Genomic DNA, 16,851 nt, shown 5'->3' on the forward strand with positions numbered 1-16,851 from the left:
TTACTTATCTCCAATGGTCTCGATGTCAAGACCCAAAGAATGAACTTCGCGAATCATAACGTTGAAGGATTCGGGGATACCCGGCTTCGGGGTGTTCTTGCCATGGACAATGGCGTCGTACACCATGGAACGGCCCTGCACATCGTCGGACTTGACGGTGAGGAGTTCCTGCAGCGTGTAAGCGGCACCGTAGGCTTCCATGGCCCACACTTCCATTTCACCGAAGCGCTGGCCACCGAACTGGCTCTTACCACCGAGCGGCTGCTGCGTCACGAGGGCGTAGCTACCGATAGAACGGGCGTGGATCTTGTCGTCCACCAAGTGACCGAGCTTGAGGTAGTACATGTAACCGATGGTGACCGGGTTCAGGAATGCTTCGCCGGTACGGCCGTCATAGAGCTTGGCCTTACCGATAATCTTGTCGTGTTCCGGGTCCATCTCGTAGTTCACGATCGGGTTCTTCTGGTAAGCCTTTTCGAGTTCCTTGCAGATATCCTCGAACTTGGCACCGTCAAACACCGGCGTAGAAACCTTGAAACCGAGGGTCTTTGCAGCCCAGCCCAGGTGAACTTCAAGCACCTGACCGATGTTCATACGGGAAGGCACGCCCATCGGGTTCAAAAGAATCTGGAGCGGACGACCGTCTTCGGTGAACGGCATGTCTTCGACCGGAACAATCTTGGACACAACGCCCTTGTTACCGTGACGACCTGCCATCTTGTCACCGATGGAGAGGCAACGCTTCTTCGCGATGTAGACCTTCACGTTCTTGAGAACGTTCGGCTTGAGTTCGTCGCCCTTCGTGACCTTGTCGATTTCCTTTTCCATGGTGCGGGTAAGGGTATCGAGGTTGTCGCGTGCAACGAGCACGAGCGAGAGAACTCTTTCCTGGAGTTCGTCATCGCCAACGACGAAGGTGGACATCGGGGAAACCTTGGTCACGTCGATAGCGGCAAGGTTCTGTTCGGTGTAGGTCTGGCCTTCGCGGATAAGGAGTTCGTGCGTTTCGTTGTCCATCACCTTGCCGGCAGCCTTGCCACCGAGAAGTTCGAACAAGTGTTCGCGGCAGGATTCCTTGATCTTGTCGATCTGGCTCTGGAAGGTAACGCGGATGGACTCGATCTGTTCCTGGTCCTTTTCCTTGCTCTTCTTGTCGCTCTTATCCTTCTTGCTGAAGATACGGGTTTCGAGCACGACGCCCTTCATTCCCGGAGGAGCCTTGAGGGAAGAGTCGCGCACGTCGCCAGCCTTCTCGCCGAAGATGGCGCGGAGCAGGCGTTCTTCCGGAGAAAGTTCGGTTTCGCCCTTCGGGGTGACCTTGCCGACGAGGATATCATCCGGGCCGACTTCGGCACCGACGCGGATAACGCCGTTCTCGTCGAGGTTGCGGAGAGCGTCTTCACCGACGTTCGGAATTTCGCGGGTCAGTTCTTCCGGACCGCGCTTGGTTTCACGCACGTCGATTTCGTAGACTTCGATATGGATGGAGGTGAACGTGTCCTTGATGGCGAGTTCTTCGGAAATGATAACGGCGTCTTCGTAGTTGTAGCCGTTCCACGGGAGGAACCCGATAAGGATGTTCTTACCCAGGGCCAGTTCGCCGTGGTCGGTAGACACGCCGTCGGCAAGCACGTCGCCAGCCTTGACGAAGTCGCCCACGTTCACGATAGGCTTCTGGTTCACGCAGGAATCCTGGTTAGAGCGCTCGAACTTGCGGAGCACGTACTCGTCGATAGGATCCTTGCCGAGGAATTCGTAGTTTTCGCCGAGGCCGGTGAGAGGCTCGAAGTTGCCGTTCACCATGTTGCCGCGCTTCACCGTAATGTTGCGGGCGTCGACAAACGTCACGAGGCCATCGTGCTTGGCACGCACGACCGTACCCGAGTCGAGGGCGGCGCGGCGTTCGAGGCCGGTACCCACCACGGGGGCTTCGGCGCGGAGCAGAGGCACAGCCTGGCGCTGCATGTTAGAACCCATCAACGCGCGGTTGGCGTCATCGTGTTCGAGGAACGGGATGAGGCCAGCAGCCACAGACACAATCTGCATCGGGGCAACGTCCATGAGGTCGATGCGTTCGACATCCTCGTCGCCGATTTCGATGCTGTCCTGACGGAGAACATGCGGGTATTCGCTCTTGTCGCGGACGATGACGTATTCTTCCTTGAAGCGGTTGTCGTCGGTGAGCTCGGTAGAAGCCGGAGCCACCTTGAAGGCGTCTTCTTCGTCGGCGGTGAGGAACGTGATAAAGTCAGAAACGACCTGGTCGATAGCGTCGCTGGCCTGCACATAGTCGGCCTTGCCGCTGAAATCGAACTGTTCGAAGCCGTTCTTGAAGTAGTGCTTGGAGCCATCGGCGTACTTGACCTCGAACACCTTGCCCACGAACATGTCGAACAGGTCGCGCTGGCGGTTGTCAAGGTTCATGCGGATGGAATCCTTTTCCTTGCTGGAAAGTTCCTGCTCGGTAAGGAAGTAGTGCGGGTCGTGCACGAAGGCCTTGAAGATGCCGAAATGCCACTTGGATTCGGGGAACTTCACGATGCCGCCCTGGGCATCCTTGAAGTTGATAAGGCCCACGATGCGGTACGGCGTCTCGATGAAGCCGAAGTGGTTCACGATGGCGTAAGATGCGAGCGAGTTGATAAGACCGATGTTCGGTCCTTCAGGGGTCTCGATCGGGCAGAGGCGGCCGTAGTGCGTGTAGTGAACGTCACGGACCTCGAAGCCTGCGCGTTCGCGGGAAAGGCCACCGGGACCGAGAGCGGAAAGACGACGCTTGTGCGTGAGTTCGGAAAGCGGGTTCATCTGGTCCATGAACTGCGAGAGCTGGCTGGAACCGAAGAACGCGTTCACGACAGAAGAAACCGTGCGGGTATTCACGAGGTCGCGCGGAGTGGTCTGTTCGTCGTCGTTGTGGATGGAGAGGTTCTCGCGGATGACGCGAGACATGCGGGAAAGGCCCACAGAAATCTGGTTAGCGAGGAGTTCGCCCACAGAGCGGGTACGGCGGTTGCCCAAGTGGTCGATATCGTCCTTGGCGTAGCCGTCTTCGCCGTCGTAGAGGCCGACCATGTACTCGATAACGGCAAGGAAGTCCGCCTTGCTCATCGTCGTGCGGGTCAGTTCCGGAAGGGCGAGTTCCTTTTCCATGTTGAACTGTTCGCCGATTTCCTTCAGGAGGGCAATAATCTTCGGCGTGTACACCTTGGCGTTCAGGCGGTAACGGCCAACTTCGCCCAGGTCGTACTTGCGGGGGTCATCCAGGAACAGGTTGTTGAAGAAGTCTTCAGCAACGGTCATGTTCGGGGAATCGTCCTGCTGCTGGTGCGTCACGGAGTAGATAAGGCGGAGAGCCTCTTCGCGAGTCTTCGTCTTGTCGTTCGCGAGCGTGTTGTGGATGAGGAGGTTTTCTTCTTCCTTGGAAAGGAGCGTAACCGTCTTCACGCTGCTTTCGCGGAGACGTTCGAGCTTCTTGTCGTCAATGACGGTATTGGCATCGACGATAACTTCACCGGTAGATTCGTCGATAACATCCTTGAAGATAACGCGGTCGATAAGGACGCAGACGCCATCGTCGTTGTACTTTTCGGATTCTTCGGCGATGTTGACTTCTTCGGACTTCTTGTAGAAGAGGTTCAGGATATCCTGCGTGGTCTCGAAGCCGATGCTACGGAGCATGGCGGTAGCCGCAATCTTCTTCTTGCGGTCGATGACGAGGTACAGGACATCGTTTTCGATATTGAACTCGACCCAGGCGCCGCGATGCGGAATGATGCGGCTCTTGTAGTCAGAACGGCCGTTGGGCTGGAGTTCTTCGTCGAAGCTCACACCGGGAGAGCGGTGCAGCTGCGACACGACAACGCGTTCGGCACCGTTCACGATGAACGTGCCGTTCTCGGTCATGATAGGAAGTTCGCAAATCAAGACATCGTTCTTGACTTCTTCCTTGAGCTTGGTGTCTTCACCGTCCTTCTCGAAAACGCGAAGGGCGAGAGTCGCGTAGAGCTCCATGCTGTAGGTAAGCCCACGTTCGCGGCACTCGGGGATGCTGTATTTCGGTATTCCGAAGTAATACTTTTCGTATTCGAGGGAGAAGAGCCCGTTAGGATCGGTAATCGGGAAGATGTCCTTGAATACGCGCTGCAGGCCAGCGTCCAGGCGCCTTTCCTGCGGGATATCGGCCTGTAAAAATTGCTCGTACGAAGCCTTCTGAACTTCGATCAAGTACGGCAGTTCCAGCTGGAACTTGTTGGAGGAATAACTCTTTCGCTCCGTTGTCATTTGAAATACCTCATCCGGTGAAGAAGATCCTGATTAAGCAAAAAACACCAAAAGCCCGCACTCGCGTGCAGGCGATTGGTAAGAGCAGTTCAAAGAACTGTGAGCATTACTTGAGAGTAACCTTTGCTCCGAGTTCTTCGAGTTTCTTCTTGAGGGCTTCGGCGTCAGCCTTCGGGGCAGCTTCCTTGATGACGCTGTTGGCCGTTTCAACGACCTTCTTGGCTTCACCGAGGCCGAGACCCGTGATAGCGCGGACTTCCTTGAGGACAGCCATCTTCTTGGCCGGATCGACTTCGGCGAGGATAACGTCGAATTCGGTCTTTTCTTCAGCAGCGGCAGCAGCGCCAGCAGCCGGGGCAGCCATTACGACGCCACCAGCGGCTTCGATGCCGTGCGTTTCCTTGAGGTAGTCAGCCAAAGCCTTGGCTTCGAGAAGGGTAAGACCAACGATTTGATCGCCCAGTGCCTTGATATCAGTTGCCATGATGTGTTTCTCCGATTATTCCGTTTAAAATTTTTGGTTTGTGGTTTGTTGTTAAGCTTCCGGTGCAGCGGCAGCTTCAGGGGCTGCGGCTTCGGAACCCGATTCTTTTTCCAGCTTTTCCTGGAGTGCCTTGATCTGGCCAGCAATCTTGCCACCAGGTCCGAGAGCGATGGCGACGATCTGAGCGATCATGCCCTTGCGATCCGGGATCTTGGCGAGGTTGACGACTTCGGAGCCAGGCATGGGCTTACCGTCGAGGTAAACGCTCTTGGCGACCAAGAAATCAGGGTTAGCTTTGTGGAATGCTTCAATTTCGCGGGCAGGCAGAAGAGGATCTTCTTCGAAACCGACCATCACGGATGTTGCACCGTTCAGGAGTTCGTCGAGACCTTCGACCTTGAGAGCGGCGAGCACGCGCTTGAGAAGAGTATTCTTCACAGCGTGGTACTTGACACCCTTAGAAGCGAGAGCCTTGCGCAGGGCGTTGTCCTTTTCGACAGTGATACCCTGGTAATTGAGCAGATAGACGGCGGTTGCGCCCTTGAAGGACTCGACGAGCGAATCCACGGTCTGTTGTTTTTTAACTACAGCTTTCATGGTATCTCCTAGCGCGTCAGTGCCATATCAAGTTTGATGCCCGGGGCCATCGTAGCCGTCAGAGTGAGGCTCTTGATGTATGTGCCCTTAGAAGTTTGAGGCTTGTTCTTCACGACAGAGTCAATCACAGACTTGGCGTTTTCAGCCAGCTGGTCGACAGTGAAGGAGAGCTTGCCAACAGGAGCATGGACGTTGGCGCCCTTGTCGACGCGGTAAGAAATCTTACCTGCCTTGAGTTCCTTGACGGTCTGGGCGACGTTAACGGTCACCGTACCAGCCTTGGGGCTCGGCATCATACCGCGAGGACCGAGGACACGGGCCACCTTACTAATCACCGGCATCATGTCGGGAGTAGCAACGACGGCGTCAAAGTCCAGCCAGCCTTCCTGAATCTTCTGAACCAAGTCAGCACCACCCGCGTAGTCAGCGCCAGCGTTCTTTGCAACTTCAAGGTTGTTGTCCTTGCAAAAAACGAGAACGCGGACCGAACGACCGGTACCATGCGGAAGCACGACAGTGCCACGAACCACTTGGTCGGAATGTTTTGGGTCCACACCGAGATTGAAGTGGATTTCGACCGTCTGGTCGAACTTCAATTCGGACTTTTTGAGTATTTCGATTGCCGCCTTCAGATCGTAGGCTTGATTACGATCAAAAGATTCAGCAATCTTCTTGTATTTTTTTCCTCTGAACATGAAATTTTCCTGTCAGATACGTAACGGTGAATTACCTGCCTCAGTCAACCACATCAATACCCATGGAACGAGCAGTGCCCGCAACCATGCGCATGGCGGCTTCGAGGTCGATTGTGTTTAGATCCGGCATCTTCTTTTGGGCGATTTCCTGGATCTGGGCCTTGGTGATCTTGCCAACCTTCTTACGGTTGGGTTCACCAGAACCACTCTCGATACCGACGGCCTTCTTGATGAGGGCCGGAACCGGCGAAACCTTCGTGATGAAGGTAAAGCTCTTGTCGGCATAGACCGTGATGACGACCGGGACAATCATGCCCTTGTCGTTCTGGGTCTTAGCGTTAAACTGTTTGCAGAACTCCATGATGTTCACGCCCTTCTGACCGAGGGCAGGACCCACCGGAGGAGCCGGGTTGGCAGCGCCTGCGGGAATCTGGAGCTTGATATAACCTGTGATTTTCTTTGCCACTGTTTTATCTCCGTTGCAAAAACCGTAACATTAAGCGGTAGCGGACTCGACCTGGTTAAAGGCAAGCTCGACAGGCGTAGAACGACCGAAGACGGTAACCATGACCTTGATCTTGGTCTTGTCTTCCATGATTTCGTCTACGACGCCCACAAAGTCCTTGAACGGACCTTCCTTGATGCGGACATTATCGCCAATGCTGTACGGGATTTGGATCTCGCCTTCTGTAGAAATTTCAGGATCAACTCCAAGAAGACGATCGACCTCGCTCTGTTGAAGCGGAATAGGAACACGAGAAGCGCGTGTCATTCCGGCGAAATGGGTGACGCCATTGATGGTCGACACCAGGTGCTGGGTGAGCTTGTCCAGCTCCATTTCTATAACGATGTATGCAGGAAACAGGTTCTGCTTAGAAACGCGACGACGCCCGTGGACGTTGCTCACGACTTCACGGGTGGGTACGAGAATCTGACCGAACTTGTCTTGAACGCCCTCGCGCTCAATCATCTGCTCGATGTGTTTCTTGATATTGTTTTCCTGACCGGAGAAGGTATGGATAGCGTACCACTTCTTCATAGTGATTAACCCCTACCCATAATCTTGTCGATGATTACGGAAAACACGACATCAAGACCGGCAATATAGCAGCCCATAATGACGCTGAAGAGCATGACAACGAGAGTCGATCCCTTGAGTTCTTCCCAAGTAGGCCAAGTGACCTTCTTCAGTTCCTGGATGCATTCTTTGACATATTGCTGAATCTTACGCATGATGACTCCGGAGGAAATTCCCAGGTCGAGAGGGACTCGAACCCCCAACCAACGGTTTTGGAGACCGTGACTCTACCAATTGAGCTATCGACCTAAGCGGATTTCCTTACTTGGATTCCTTGTGAACAGTATGCTTGCGGCAGAAGCGGCAGTACTTCTTGTATTCCACGCGGGAAGGGTGAAGACGCTTGTTCTTGTCGCAATCATAGTTGCGCTGATTGCATTCTGTGCATTCGAGCACGATGAGTTCTCTAGGCATTTTTAATCCTGATTACTTGATGATTTCGGTTACGGAACCGGCACCAACCGTGCGGCCACCTTCGCGGATAGCGAAGCGGAGCTGCTTTTCCATGGCGATCGGGGCGATGAGGTTCACGTGGATCGTGACGGTGTCACCCGGGGTCACCATTTCGACGCCTTCCGGAAGCTGAATCGTGCCGGTCACGTCGGTGGTGCGGAAGTAGAACTGCGGACGGTAGCCGTTCATGAACGGCGTGTGGCGGCCACCTTCGTCCTTCGTGAGGACGTAGATTTCTGCCTTGAACTCGGTGTGCGGAGTCACGGACTTCGGGGCGGCGAGAACCATGCCACGGACGATGTCCTTCTTTTCGGCGCCACGGAGGAGAAGACCGACGTTGTCACCGGCCTGGGCGTCGTCGAGGAGCTTGCGGAACATTTCCACGCCCGTGATGACGTATTCGGTGGTTTCACCGAGACCGATGCGTTCGACCTTGTCGTTGAGGCGGACGATACCGCGTTCGATACGGCCAGTAGCGACAGTGCCGCGGCCGGTAATGGTGAACACGTCTTCGATCGGCATCAGGAACGGCTTGTCGGTATCGCGCTGCGGGAGCGGGATGTAGGTATCGCAAGCGTCCATGAGTTCCATGACCTTGTCCTGCCATTCGGCTTCGCCTTCGAGGGCCTTGAGAGCAGAGCCACGGATGATCGGGGTGTTGTCACCGTCAAATTCGTACTTGGAGAGAAGTTCGCGGACTTCCATTTCGACGAGGTCGAGGATTTCGGCGTCGTCGACCATGTCGACCTTGTTCATGAACACGACGATCTTCGGCACGCCCACCTGGTGAGCGAGGAGGATGTGTTCGCGGGTCTGGGGCATCGGGCCGTCAGTAGCGGCCACGACGAGGATGGCGCCGTCCATCTGGGCAGCACCGGTCACCATGTTCTTCACGTAGTCGGCGTGCCCCGGGCAGTCGACGTGAGCGTAGTGACGGTTAGCAGTGGTGTATTCGACGTGAGAAGTGTTGATCGTGATACCACGAGCCTTTTCTTCAGGAGCGTTGTCGATTTCGTCGAAACGCTTGGCGCTGGCGAGGCCGCGGGCAGCGAGAGTCGTGCAGATTGCGGCGGTCAGAGTGGTTTTACCGTGGTCAACGTGGCCGATGGTGCCAATGTTGCAGTGCGGCTTGCTTCTGTCAAAATGTTCTTTTGCCATGATTCTATCTCCAATTAGTGAGAGCCCAGATCGGGAGTCGGACCCGAGACCTCTTCCTTACCAAGGAAGTGCTCTACCACTGAGCTACCTGGGCATAAGCCCTATGGCACCTTTCAGCACCATAGGGCGTTGTTGCGTGGGCCGTCGTGGATTCGAACCACGGTAGGCGTAAACCAACGGATTTACAGTCCGTCCCCATTAACCACTCGGGCAACGACCCATTATGTTCAAGCCAAAGATAGGAATCGAACCTACGACCGGCTGATTACAAATCAGCTGCTCTACCAGCTGAGCTACTTTGGCATGCCTCCTAAATCCGCATAGATATAAGAGTGTGCCAAATTTAATAAGTTTTATGCCGTTTTGTCAATGAAAATCAAGAATTTAGAGCAAAAAAATTGATTTTTTTTCCTTTTCGACAAAAAAGACGTACACAAAATGAGCTAAAAGTGTGAATAGATTGTTGATAGTTTGAAATGGAGCAAAAAACTATATTTTGGACATGGAAAAGAAAGGCATAAGCCATACCTGCAAAATCGAGGTCCGCTACTCCGAAACCGACGCCATGGGGGTGGTCCACCACGGGTCGTACCCCATCTGGTTCGAGCAGGCCCGCATCGACTTCTTCAAGGCGATAGGCGCGCCCTACACCGAAATTGAGAAGGAAGGGTTCGAAAGCCCCGTGCTGGAACTGGTCGTGAAGTACAGGAAGGCCTGCAAGTTCGGCGACGTGGTCGACATCGAGACCGAATTCTCGCAGGTAGGCAGGTACAAGTGGAAATTCAACTACAGGGCCTACGTGAAGGGCGAACTCTGCACCACGGGTTCCACGCTGCACGCCTTTACCAAGGGCGGCGAGCCCACCGCCGAGAAGCCCGAATGCTTCAAGCGCGTAGAAAACCGCCTGTTTCCTAGTGATTAGTTAGGTGATCGTGTGAGCGTGCGAAGCATGCGCGGAGCCAACACTATATAAAAGAGCTCTCTAGCATGGGCTATTCACCAAACCACATGTCTTCGAAGGATGTCGCGCCGGCAAGGAAGGCGGGGCACGCGTAAATTTCCATCCCCTCCCTGAGATCTTCCAGGTTATCGCCAATCGACCTGTAGGTAATGGTACTGCCGTCGCACGTCACGTCGGCCCTCTCGCTATCGTGACGGTACGCGAAGCAGACATCTTCAAGAGTCTCGGCATCCACGCCCGCGTAGATTTCCTGCATGTACACATCACCACCAACATCGTACGCCTCGATGGAGACCGACCTGTCCGGATACCCTATCAGCATAACGAGGGTATCCACCTTCTGGTCGACAATGCAGTGCTCCGCCGGCTCGTAATCGCCCTCGCCCATATCGGAAGCCTTCACCTGCTCTATGTAGTAATCGCACTGTTCCTTCATCGCGTCGACTGCAGTTTCGTAGGCGCCCGCCAGCTTTGCCGGGGTCGAGGCAATTTCCATGGACGCATTGACCTCCGTAGACGAGCAGGTTACCGAGCCGCCCTTCGGTTCATATTCTTCCTTAAGCCCGGCGCAGTTGGCCTCCATGCTTTCCTTGAAAATATTCGAGTTCGAAACAAACACGTCGGACACCGTTACCGAAGAAGAACCCAGCTTGATCGTGGACGTGTATTCCATGGTACCGAGCCCCGACACGATCTGGTCGAACACCATCGTGATGCGCTTGTCTTCCACATAGACGCTGCAACGGCCCGTAATGGAACTGGCCTTGGCGCTGAGATCGTACACCAGGTCGCCGCGGGAATCGTCGCCAGACGACGTGGATTCAGTACAGGCAAGGAAGATAAACGGGATGAGCAATAATGCAAGCGTGCCGAGTTTCATGTGAGGCTCCTTTCTTTATGGCATAATATAATTCTTTTTTGCAATAAAAACAGGCACGGATTTAAAATGTATATTTGTGGCATGGAAACTTGCACATTCAAGCATACCGCGCGCGTCGAAGTGCGCTACGCGGAAACCGACCAGATGGGAATCGTTCACCACTCTGTTTATGCCGTGTGGTTCGAGCAGGCACGTACCGAATACTTCCGCGAGGCGGGCGCAAGCTACGCCGACATGGAGGCCGAAGGGTTCTCGAGCCCGGTGCTCGAACTGAACGTGCAGTTCAAGGCGCCCACGCACTACGGCGAATTCGTGGATGTCGAGACCACCATGATTCGCGTAGACAAGCTGCGCATCCGTTTTGAATACAGGGCGAGCGTGAACGGCAAGCTGTGCACCACGGGCCACACGCTCCACTGCATGCTCAAGAACGGGCGCCCCACGCGCGAACTGCCCGCAAGTTTCAGCAAGTTCGAATTCGTTAGCGAGGAGAAATAGACGCATGGAAAATCAGGAAGAGACCGTCCAGATTCACATCAGGTCGCTGGGCAAGACCGTAGACTTCCCCGTCAGGAGTTCCAGCCCGTGCAAGCGATGCAAAGGCACCGGGATAAAGGACAAGAAGCCTTGCCCGATATGTTGCGGTTCCGGCAGCATCAAGATGCTCGACTGCATCCGCTGCAACGGCACGAAGCAGATTGAAAACGGCCTCAAGTGCAATATCTGCAAGGGCGAAGGGACTATCTCCGAAGCAAAGACAAACGAGTTCCTCCAGGCCCGCCAGTTCTGCGAAGAATTCCAGAAGAAACCGGCAAAGACAATCCTGATTTGCCTCGCATGCCTCATCGTGCTTGGCGCGTGCTCCTTTTTTATTTCAAGTTACCTGTTCGTAGACCTCCGGATGATACAGTCATTGAACATCTACGTTCCGCTATTGCTCGGGCTCGGCGCCGGTTTCTACGTGCTGGTAACCCTCCACAAGATGCACGTGGGTTCGTACCTGCCCGCACCCAAGAAGTTCATGATTTCAGCCGCAGTCATCGCCCTCGGTATTGCGGCCATCGCCATTCCGGGCCCCGTTGCCGGGCGCTACCACTGGATGGAAAGCGAAGCGAAGGAAATCATCAGCGAAGCCCTTGCAGAAGACAACCTTTCTTGCCAGAGCGTCAAGGTATCCAGCCACGACGGCAACGACTATCACGGAATCGCGACGATTTCTGATGGCGATAAAATCAAGATAATCATCCACTACAAGAAAGTCGAAGAAACGAGCCGCGAAATCGGCTACTCCATCGAAGTGGAACCCGTGGAATAAACTATGGACCAGCCGCTCGCCGAAAGACTGCGCCCGCAGAACCTGGATGAATTTTTAGGCCAGAACAAGATTCTGGGCGAGCAGAGCCTTTTGCGAAAAAGTCTCGAGAACGACAACGTTCCGAGCATGATTTTCTGGGGCCCGCCGGGCTGCGGAAAGACGAGCCTCGCGCACGTGATACGCCAGCACACGAAAAAGGCCTTCGTGGCGCTCTCGGCCGTTGCAAGCGGCGTGAAGGAAGTGAAGGAAGTTTTAGCCGACGCCCGCAAGATGAAATCGATGTTCCAGGACACGATTCTCTTCATCGACGAAATCCACCGTTTTAACAAGGGCCAGCAAGATGCGCTGCTGGGTGCCGTCGAGGACGGCACGGTGACGCTCATAGGCGCCACCACCGAGAACCCCGGGTTCGAGGTCAACAGCGCCCTCCTGAGCCGCTGCCAGCTAATCCTTTTTGCCCCCCTCAGCAAGGAAGACCTGCGCACGCTGATTTTCAGCGCACTGCGCGACCACCCGCGGGGCCTGCAGCTCAAGGACGTGGAAGTCGAGGACGCAGTTGTAGACAAACTAATCGCACAGTCCGACGGCGATGCACGTTTTTTGCTGAACCAGATTGAATGGATTGGCAAGAACCTCGGCGACCGCAAAATCATCAACGAAAAGCTTCTTGAAGAGTTCCAGTACAAGAAACCGCTCCGTTACGACAAGAGCGGCGAGGAACACTACAACCTGATTTCGGCGCTGCACAAGTCGGTACGCGGGAGCGACCCGGACGCAGCCCTCTACTGGATGCACCGCATGCTGCAGGGTGGCGAAGACCCGCGGTTCATACTGCGCAGGCTGATGCGCATGAGCATGGAAGACATCGGCCTTGCAGACCCGAACGCACTCTTGCTCGCGACCGCCGCCCGAGAGGCATACGACTTCATGGGCATACCCGAGGGCCTCATCGCGCTCGACGAACTTGCGGTTTACCTCTCGCTTGCGCCCAAGAGCAACAGCCTGGAACTTGCCGGAATGAAGGCAGACTCCATCGTGAAGCAAACCGGGACATTGCCCGTACCGCGCGCATTCCGCAATTCGGTGACGAAGGTCGGCGAAAAGCTGGGCTACGGAATTGACTACCAGTACGACCACGACAGCCCTGGCGCATACTCCGCGCAGGAGCATTTGCCCAAGCAACTCGAAGGCACCGAGATTTACCAGCCCAAGCCCTACGGCAAGGAAAAGGCTCTGGGCGAGCGGCTCGCGCAGCTGAAGCAGATAAAAAGAGAAAAGAAACAGGCCGGAAAATAAATAATTTTTACACAAAAATACGCCAAAATACAACATTTAAACATATTTTAGCATATTCATAGAATTACTTTTACACACTTTCAACACGGAAACAGCACGCCGGGAGGGGCAAAACCTAGGATTTCCGGGCGTAAAAACCTATTTCTAGCATAGCATCAAAACTGGAGTGTGTTATGCAGAAAAAGTGTATGGGATGGATAGCCGCGGCAGCGCTCGCGGCAGGGATGGGGGCAACGGCCTCCGCAGCGGAAGGGGACGCCTACACATGGCCCGCCTACCGTTCTGACCTCGATTACGACACCAAGTCGAACCTGGGCGAAATCAAGCCGCCCACCAAGTTCAACAACAACTGTTCGGGCGTGACCGGCAAGAAGGCCGGCAAGTGGTGGGCCTTCTACTGGGGCAAGGATCGCGACAGCCGCATTACCGACGTGACTATCGACAGCATCCTCAAGAAATACGATACCGATTTCGAGTACCTCTATAACGAGATGGGGTGGGCCCCGGACGCACAGGCGCAAGACGGGCAATACAGTGCCGTGTACTACTACGGCTCGGGCACGTGCGCGGGCGGAGCAAAGACCGACACCACCGGCGGATGGCAGACATGGGTCGCGGGCTACACGGCCGTCGCGGCATCGTTCTACCCGCTGTACAGTTTCAACACGAGCTGCCCCTACCGCGATCGCGTGGCACAGATGGACGCGATGATCCACGAGGGCATCCACTCGATGACGAACGGCTACCCCGGCGCCAAGGAGGCGCACTGGTTCCAGGAAGCGGGCAACACGTGGATCCAGCAGGACATGTTCAGCCACCGCGAAGGCGTCTATAGCGGCATGGGATTCCTGAACGCGGCGACGGTGATCGCGCCCTTCATGCCCATCGAATGCTACTCGGGCTGGCTCATCGACGGTACCTTCGGCGGCCCCGGCGCTCAGGGCGTTACCGGCAAGAACCAGCGCTACCTTCTGGGCGGCGCGCAGTACAGCAACATATTCCCCACGTTCATGGGCACATGGCTCGGCACGGGGTCCGTGCGCTGGGTGTACGGCCACGCCTACGGCAAGACTACCTACCTGCTCGAAACCTACGGGCTCGACATCGGCCTCGGCGACGAGGGCGTGCGCAGGCTTATCACGGAATTCCGCGCAAGGCTCGCCATGCTCGACATGAAAAAATGGTCCAACGAAATCAAGGCGCTCCTGAACAACAATTTCGGCGGCGACACCTACTGGGAACAGGACATGTGGGACAACAACAGGAAAAGCTACACCTGGAAAATGACTCCGTACCAGAGCGTAACCGTAAGCAACGGAGACTGGGTGCCGAACCAGGACCTGACTCCGGGATGGTCGGGCTCGAACGTAATCCCGCTCAAGCTCAAGGACGGCGCGACGCAAATCAGCATGACGCTCTACCCGAACGGCACGTACTCCACGAACGACAACATGCGACTGGTGCTCGCCTACCGCGCCACGGACGGTACGCCGGTGTACAGCGAACCCGTGAAGGGCAACGAGACTGCAATCCTCAAGATAGCGAAGACCCCGAGCAGCACGGGCGGCAGCAAGATGGCCTTCGCCATCGTGGTGAACACCGACTACAACTACTCGAAAAACCCCGACATGCGCACCTACCACTACGATTACCGCCTCAAGCCCGAGGAAGGAATCAACGGCGCAGGTGACGCGAACACGAAATACTACAACGACTTCAAGCTTGACTACAAGTGGCCCGAAATCGGCGATGCGCCCGTCGCATCGAGCAGCAGTGTTGCGCGCAGTTCCAGCAGTGTAACGCCCGCAAGTTCCAGCAGCGTGAAGCCGGTTTCTTCGAGCAGCATCTCTTCTTCGAGCAGCGAGAAGCCCGCGAGTTCGAGCAGCATCGCACCGGCGACGGTCGCAGCGACATACGAAATCAAGGTGACCCTCCCCATCGACGACAACTACGCAAGCGTCACCGCCACCTTCGACGTCGCCGAAGTCGCAAGCAAACTCGGACTCACCGCGGCAAGCCTCTCGAAAGCGACCTTCTTCGCGCAGGAACCGGACGGAAACAATGTAACCGAATCTACCGCGAACGCTCCCGGCCACTGGTTCGGCAAGGCGGGCAACGTGGTGGAATGGGGCGAGAACGCCTACGTGTTCAGCGAAGCGGATATCCCGAAGGGGACTCTTGCCATCGGGCACTACCCGAACCGCGTGAATAACGGCGATACATACAAGTTCACCCAGGGACTCGAGTACAACGGGAAAACGGTACTCTTCAAGGTGACAGTCACGCTCACGAACGAGCAGGGCAGCGGAGCCGGCGAATCGACCACAGCACTGATGTATGGCCTCAAGGGAATCGCGACGCACATGGAACTCTCCCTTGCCCGCAGGAACCTCAGCGTGCGCTACTCGCTCCCGAGCCGCGACAACGTGAAGATAAGCCTGTTTACCGGATTCGGCGCGCTAATCGACCAGAAGGTGACGGGAATCCAGAACGCAGGCGGGCACGTGCATACCTTCGACATGAGCGAGATGCCCGCGGGCACCTACATCGTGAAGGTATCGACCGGCAGCTACCACGAGGCGCGTCCGATAAACATCACCAAATAACTGACTCCTCATTCCACACCAACAGGGATAAGGGAAGGCGACCGCCCTCCCTTATCTTTTTATACCCAGCACTCCAAAAATTCCTTCGCGTCACGGCTCACGACCATATCGCCAAGTAGACGGCGCAGCCTTTCGAGCACGGGGGATTTTTCGGGTTCAAAGACCACCACCTTCTTGAAGCGTTCACGGTGCCGGAGCAAGAATTCCAGGTTGTTCATGTCCGTCTTCGGGAAACCGTAACCCAGGAAGTATATCTCCTGCGCATTCTTGAGGTAATAATCCGCCTTGCTCCAGAGCAGGTTGAAGAGGCTCCCGCGCAAGAAGGATTCCTTCGCATGCGCCATCGGGATGTAGATGGGCGTGTCTTCGCGGTAGATGGGGAAACTCCGGTCGCAGGGTTCCACCTGGCACACGTTCTTCAGGTCGAGCGGGTCCGAGGCTCCCTTCACCGGGTACCAGTTGAGCGAACCGTGCAACTTGATGAGGTCAACCGTGAGCGTCCGCGGGGCACGAACCGCACTCCGGTCCGCAGGGTCAATACGCACGCCGTAATCCACCGCCACGCGCGAACTCATCTCCGGGTCGGCAGTAATCACATCTTCGACAAGCGTATCGTAGTTGAACGATAGCAGTAGCGTATCGCGCACGCCCTCGCCCGGGCAGTTCTCGCAACCCGAAAGGAACTTGCGGAGCACCGCCGCGCAGTCCGCGTCCACGCCCTTGTCGTGCCGGATTTCGCTCGCGATAAACCGCAAAAGCTCGAATCGCAGGCTCGAATGGTACAGGCTTTCTCGCACCCCCGGGAAAATCTGCGCCGAAAGTATTGAGGTCGAAAGCCGCTCGATGTCCAGGTAATCCGGCTGGCCGTTACACAGTTCTAAAAAACGCGTGCAGTACTCGCGCAGGTGCGGGAACTCGTTCGGAATGCCGAAGGGAATACGCTCGTTCAGGTCGCGGAGCGTGGGCATCTGCGGGCAGAAAGACTTGCTGAAGCCGGAGCCCAGCACAAAAATACGGCGGTATGTGCCCGATGTAGTTTCCATAGCC

The 16,851-nt window shown here is 55.7% G+C and carries 16 protein-coding genes and 4 tRNA genes; 5 read left to right on the forward strand and 15 right to left on the reverse strand.

Features of this window, described 5'->3' with window-relative positions:
- The 13 genes from rpoB to CRO08_RS08255 form a co-directional block, all read right to left on the reverse strand.
- Entirely contained in the window at positions 1–4,281 is a 4,281-nt protein-coding gene (gene rpoB / locus CRO08_RS08195) for a DNA-directed RNA polymerase subunit beta (RefSeq protein WP_097035855.1), read from the reverse strand.
- 106 nt (positions 4,282–4,387) lie between these two features.
- Entirely contained in the window at positions 4,388–4,765 is a 378-nt protein-coding gene (gene rplL / locus CRO08_RS08200; RefSeq protein WP_072809599.1) for a 50S ribosomal protein L7/L12, read from the reverse strand.
- A 51-nt stretch (positions 4,766–4,816) separates the two neighbouring features.
- Complete coding sequence (rplJ, locus tag CRO08_RS08205; protein WP_072809601.1) at positions 4,817–5,362, reverse strand: 50S ribosomal protein L10; 546 nt, start codon at positions 5,360–5,362, stop codon at positions 4,817–4,819.
- An 8-nt stretch (positions 5,363–5,370) separates the two neighbouring features.
- Complete coding sequence (gene rplA / locus CRO08_RS08210; protein WP_072809603.1) at positions 5,371–6,057, reverse strand: 50S ribosomal protein L1; 687 nt, start codon at positions 6,055–6,057, stop codon at positions 5,371–5,373.
- A gap of 40 nt (positions 6,058–6,097) precedes the next feature.
- The gene (rplK, locus tag CRO08_RS08215; protein WP_072809606.1) at positions 6,098–6,523 is read right to left on the reverse strand and encodes a 50S ribosomal protein L11; all 426 of its coding nucleotides are present in this window, start codon (positions 6,521–6,523) and stop codon (positions 6,098–6,100) included.
- Between the two features lie 30 nt (positions 6,524–6,553).
- Positions 6,554–7,096 carry a transcription termination/antitermination protein NusG gene (gene nusG, locus CRO08_RS08220; RefSeq protein ID WP_072809608.1) on the reverse strand — a complete coding sequence of 181 codons (543 nt, stop codon included), beginning with the start codon at positions 7,094–7,096 and terminating at the stop codon, positions 6,554–6,556.
- A gap of 5 nt (positions 7,097–7,101) precedes the next feature.
- A complete protein-coding gene (gene secE, locus CRO08_RS08225; RefSeq protein ID WP_072809610.1) occupies positions 7,102–7,290 on the reverse strand; it encodes a preprotein translocase subunit SecE in 189 nt (62 codons plus the stop codon).
- 21 nt (positions 7,291–7,311) lie between these two features.
- Positions 7,312–7,384 (reverse strand) — tRNA-Trp (locus CRO08_RS08230).
- A gap of 12 nt (positions 7,385–7,396) precedes the next feature.
- Entirely contained in the window at positions 7,397–7,549 is a 153-nt protein-coding gene (gene rpmG, locus CRO08_RS08235) for a 50S ribosomal protein L33 (RefSeq protein WP_014545993.1), read from the reverse strand.
- A 12-nt stretch (positions 7,550–7,561) separates the two neighbouring features.
- Entirely contained in the window at positions 7,562–8,746 is a 1,185-nt protein-coding gene (gene tuf / locus CRO08_RS08240) for an elongation factor Tu (RefSeq protein ID WP_097035856.1), read from the reverse strand.
- Between the two features lie 22 nt (positions 8,747–8,768).
- Positions 8,769–8,840: transfer RNA gene (locus CRO08_RS08245), tRNA-Thr, on the reverse strand.
- Between the two features lie 43 nt (positions 8,841–8,883).
- A tRNA-Tyr gene (locus tag CRO08_RS08250) sits at positions 8,884–8,966 on the reverse strand.
- A 10-nt stretch (positions 8,967–8,976) separates the two neighbouring features.
- Positions 8,977–9,049 (reverse strand) — tRNA-Thr (locus tag CRO08_RS08255).
- 199 nt (positions 9,050–9,248) lie between these two features.
- On the opposite strand from CRO08_RS08255, the gene CRO08_RS08260 reads away from it, so the two are divergent.
- Positions 9,249–9,668, forward strand: coding sequence for a thioesterase family protein (locus CRO08_RS08260; protein ID WP_097035857.1), 420 nt, complete (start codon positions 9,249–9,251; stop codon positions 9,666–9,668).
- Between the two features lie 70 nt (positions 9,669–9,738).
- Here CRO08_RS08260 and CRO08_RS08265 read toward each other — a convergent pair whose 3' ends face one another.
- A complete protein-coding gene (locus CRO08_RS08265) occupies positions 9,739–10,587 on the reverse strand; it encodes a hypothetical protein (RefSeq protein WP_097035858.1) in 849 nt (282 codons plus the stop codon).
- Between the two features lie 81 nt (positions 10,588–10,668).
- Between CRO08_RS08265 and CRO08_RS08270 the strand changes: the two genes are divergently transcribed.
- The 4 genes from CRO08_RS08270 (at position 10,669) to CRO08_RS08285 (ending at position 15,804) form a co-directional block, all read left to right on the forward strand.
- Positions 10,669–11,085: a thioesterase family protein gene (locus CRO08_RS08270; RefSeq protein WP_097035859.1), complete on the forward strand. Its 417-nt coding sequence runs from the start codon at positions 10,669–10,671 to the stop codon at positions 11,083–11,085.
- 4 nt (positions 11,086–11,089) lie between these two features.
- Positions 11,090–11,902 carry a hypothetical protein gene (locus tag CRO08_RS08275; RefSeq protein ID WP_097035860.1) on the forward strand — a complete coding sequence of 271 codons (813 nt, stop codon included), beginning with the start codon at positions 11,090–11,092 and terminating at the stop codon, positions 11,900–11,902.
- A gap of 3 nt (positions 11,903–11,905) precedes the next feature.
- The gene (locus CRO08_RS08280) at positions 11,906–13,198 is read left to right on the forward strand and encodes a replication-associated recombination protein A (protein ID WP_097035861.1); all 1,293 of its coding nucleotides are present in this window, start codon (positions 11,906–11,908) and stop codon (positions 13,196–13,198) included.
- Positions 13,199–13,371: 173 nt separating this feature from the next.
- Positions 13,372–15,804: a DUF4859 domain-containing protein gene (locus tag CRO08_RS08285; RefSeq protein WP_097035862.1), complete on the forward strand. Its 2,433-nt coding sequence runs from the start codon at positions 13,372–13,374 to the stop codon at positions 15,802–15,804.
- A 59-nt stretch (positions 15,805–15,863) separates the two neighbouring features.
- On the opposite strand, the gene CRO08_RS08290 is transcribed toward CRO08_RS08285, so the two are convergent.
- Entirely contained in the window at positions 15,864–16,847 is a 984-nt protein-coding gene (locus CRO08_RS08290; RefSeq protein ID WP_097035863.1) for a hypothetical protein, read from the reverse strand.
- Positions 16,848–16,851 lie beyond the last annotated feature (4 nt).

Origin of the sequence: Fibrobacter sp. UWT3 (genome assembly GCF_900230125.1) — a bacterium.
Lineage (GTDB): Bacteria > Fibrobacterota > Fibrobacteria > Fibrobacterales > Fibrobacteraceae > Fibrobacter.

Bases quoted from the DNA above. Each gene is read 5' to 3' on its own strand.
- nusG (WP_072809608.1), bottom strand. From the start codon at position 7,096: ATGAAGAAGTGGTACGCTATCCATACCTTCTCCGGTCAGGAAAACAAT.
- CRO08_RS08260 (WP_097035857.1), top strand. From the start codon at position 9,249: ATGGAAAAGAAAGGCATAAGCCATACCTGCAAAATCGAGGTCCGCTAC.
- rpmG (WP_014545993.1), bottom strand. From the start codon at position 7,549: ATGCCTAGAGAACTCATCGTGCTCGAATGCACAGAATGCAATCAGCGC.
- CRO08_RS08280 (WP_097035861.1), top strand. From the start codon at position 11,906: ATGGACCAGCCGCTCGCCGAAAGACTGCGCCCGCAGAACCTGGATGAA.
- rplJ (WP_072809601.1), bottom strand. From the start codon at position 5,362: ATGAAAGCTGTAGTTAAAAAACAACAGACCGTGGATTCGCTCGTCGAG.
- secE (WP_072809610.1), bottom strand. From the start codon at position 7,290: ATGCGTAAGATTCAGCAATATGTCAAAGAATGCATCCAGGAACTGAAG.
- CRO08_RS08275 (WP_097035860.1), top strand. From the start codon at position 11,090: ATGGAAAATCAGGAAGAGACCGTCCAGATTCACATCAGGTCGCTGGGC.
- rplA (WP_072809603.1), bottom strand. From the start codon at position 6,057: ATGTTCAGAGGAAAAAAATACAAGAAGATTGCTGAATCTTTTGATCGT.
- CRO08_RS08270 (WP_097035859.1), top strand. From the start codon at position 10,669: ATGGAAACTTGCACATTCAAGCATACCGCGCGCGTCGAAGTGCGCTAC.
- CRO08_RS08290 (WP_097035863.1), bottom strand. From the start codon at position 16,847: ATGGAAACTACATCGGGCACATACCGCCGTATTTTTGTGCTGGGCTCC.
- tuf (WP_097035856.1), bottom strand. From the start codon at position 8,746: ATGGCAAAAGAACATTTTGACAGAAGCAAGCCGCACTGCAACATTGGC.
- CRO08_RS08285 (WP_097035862.1), top strand. From the start codon at position 13,372: ATGCAGAAAAAGTGTATGGGATGGATAGCCGCGGCAGCGCTCGCGGCA.
- CRO08_RS08265 (WP_097035858.1), bottom strand. From the start codon at position 10,587: ATGAAACTCGGCACGCTTGCATTATTGCTCATCCCGTTTATCTTCCTT.
- rplL (WP_072809599.1), bottom strand. From the start codon at position 4,765: ATGGCAACTGATATCAAGGCACTGGGCGATCAAATCGTTGGTCTTACC.
- rpoB (WP_097035855.1), bottom strand. From the start codon at position 4,281: ATGACAACGGAGCGAAAGAGTTATTCCTCCAACAAGTTCCAGCTGGAA.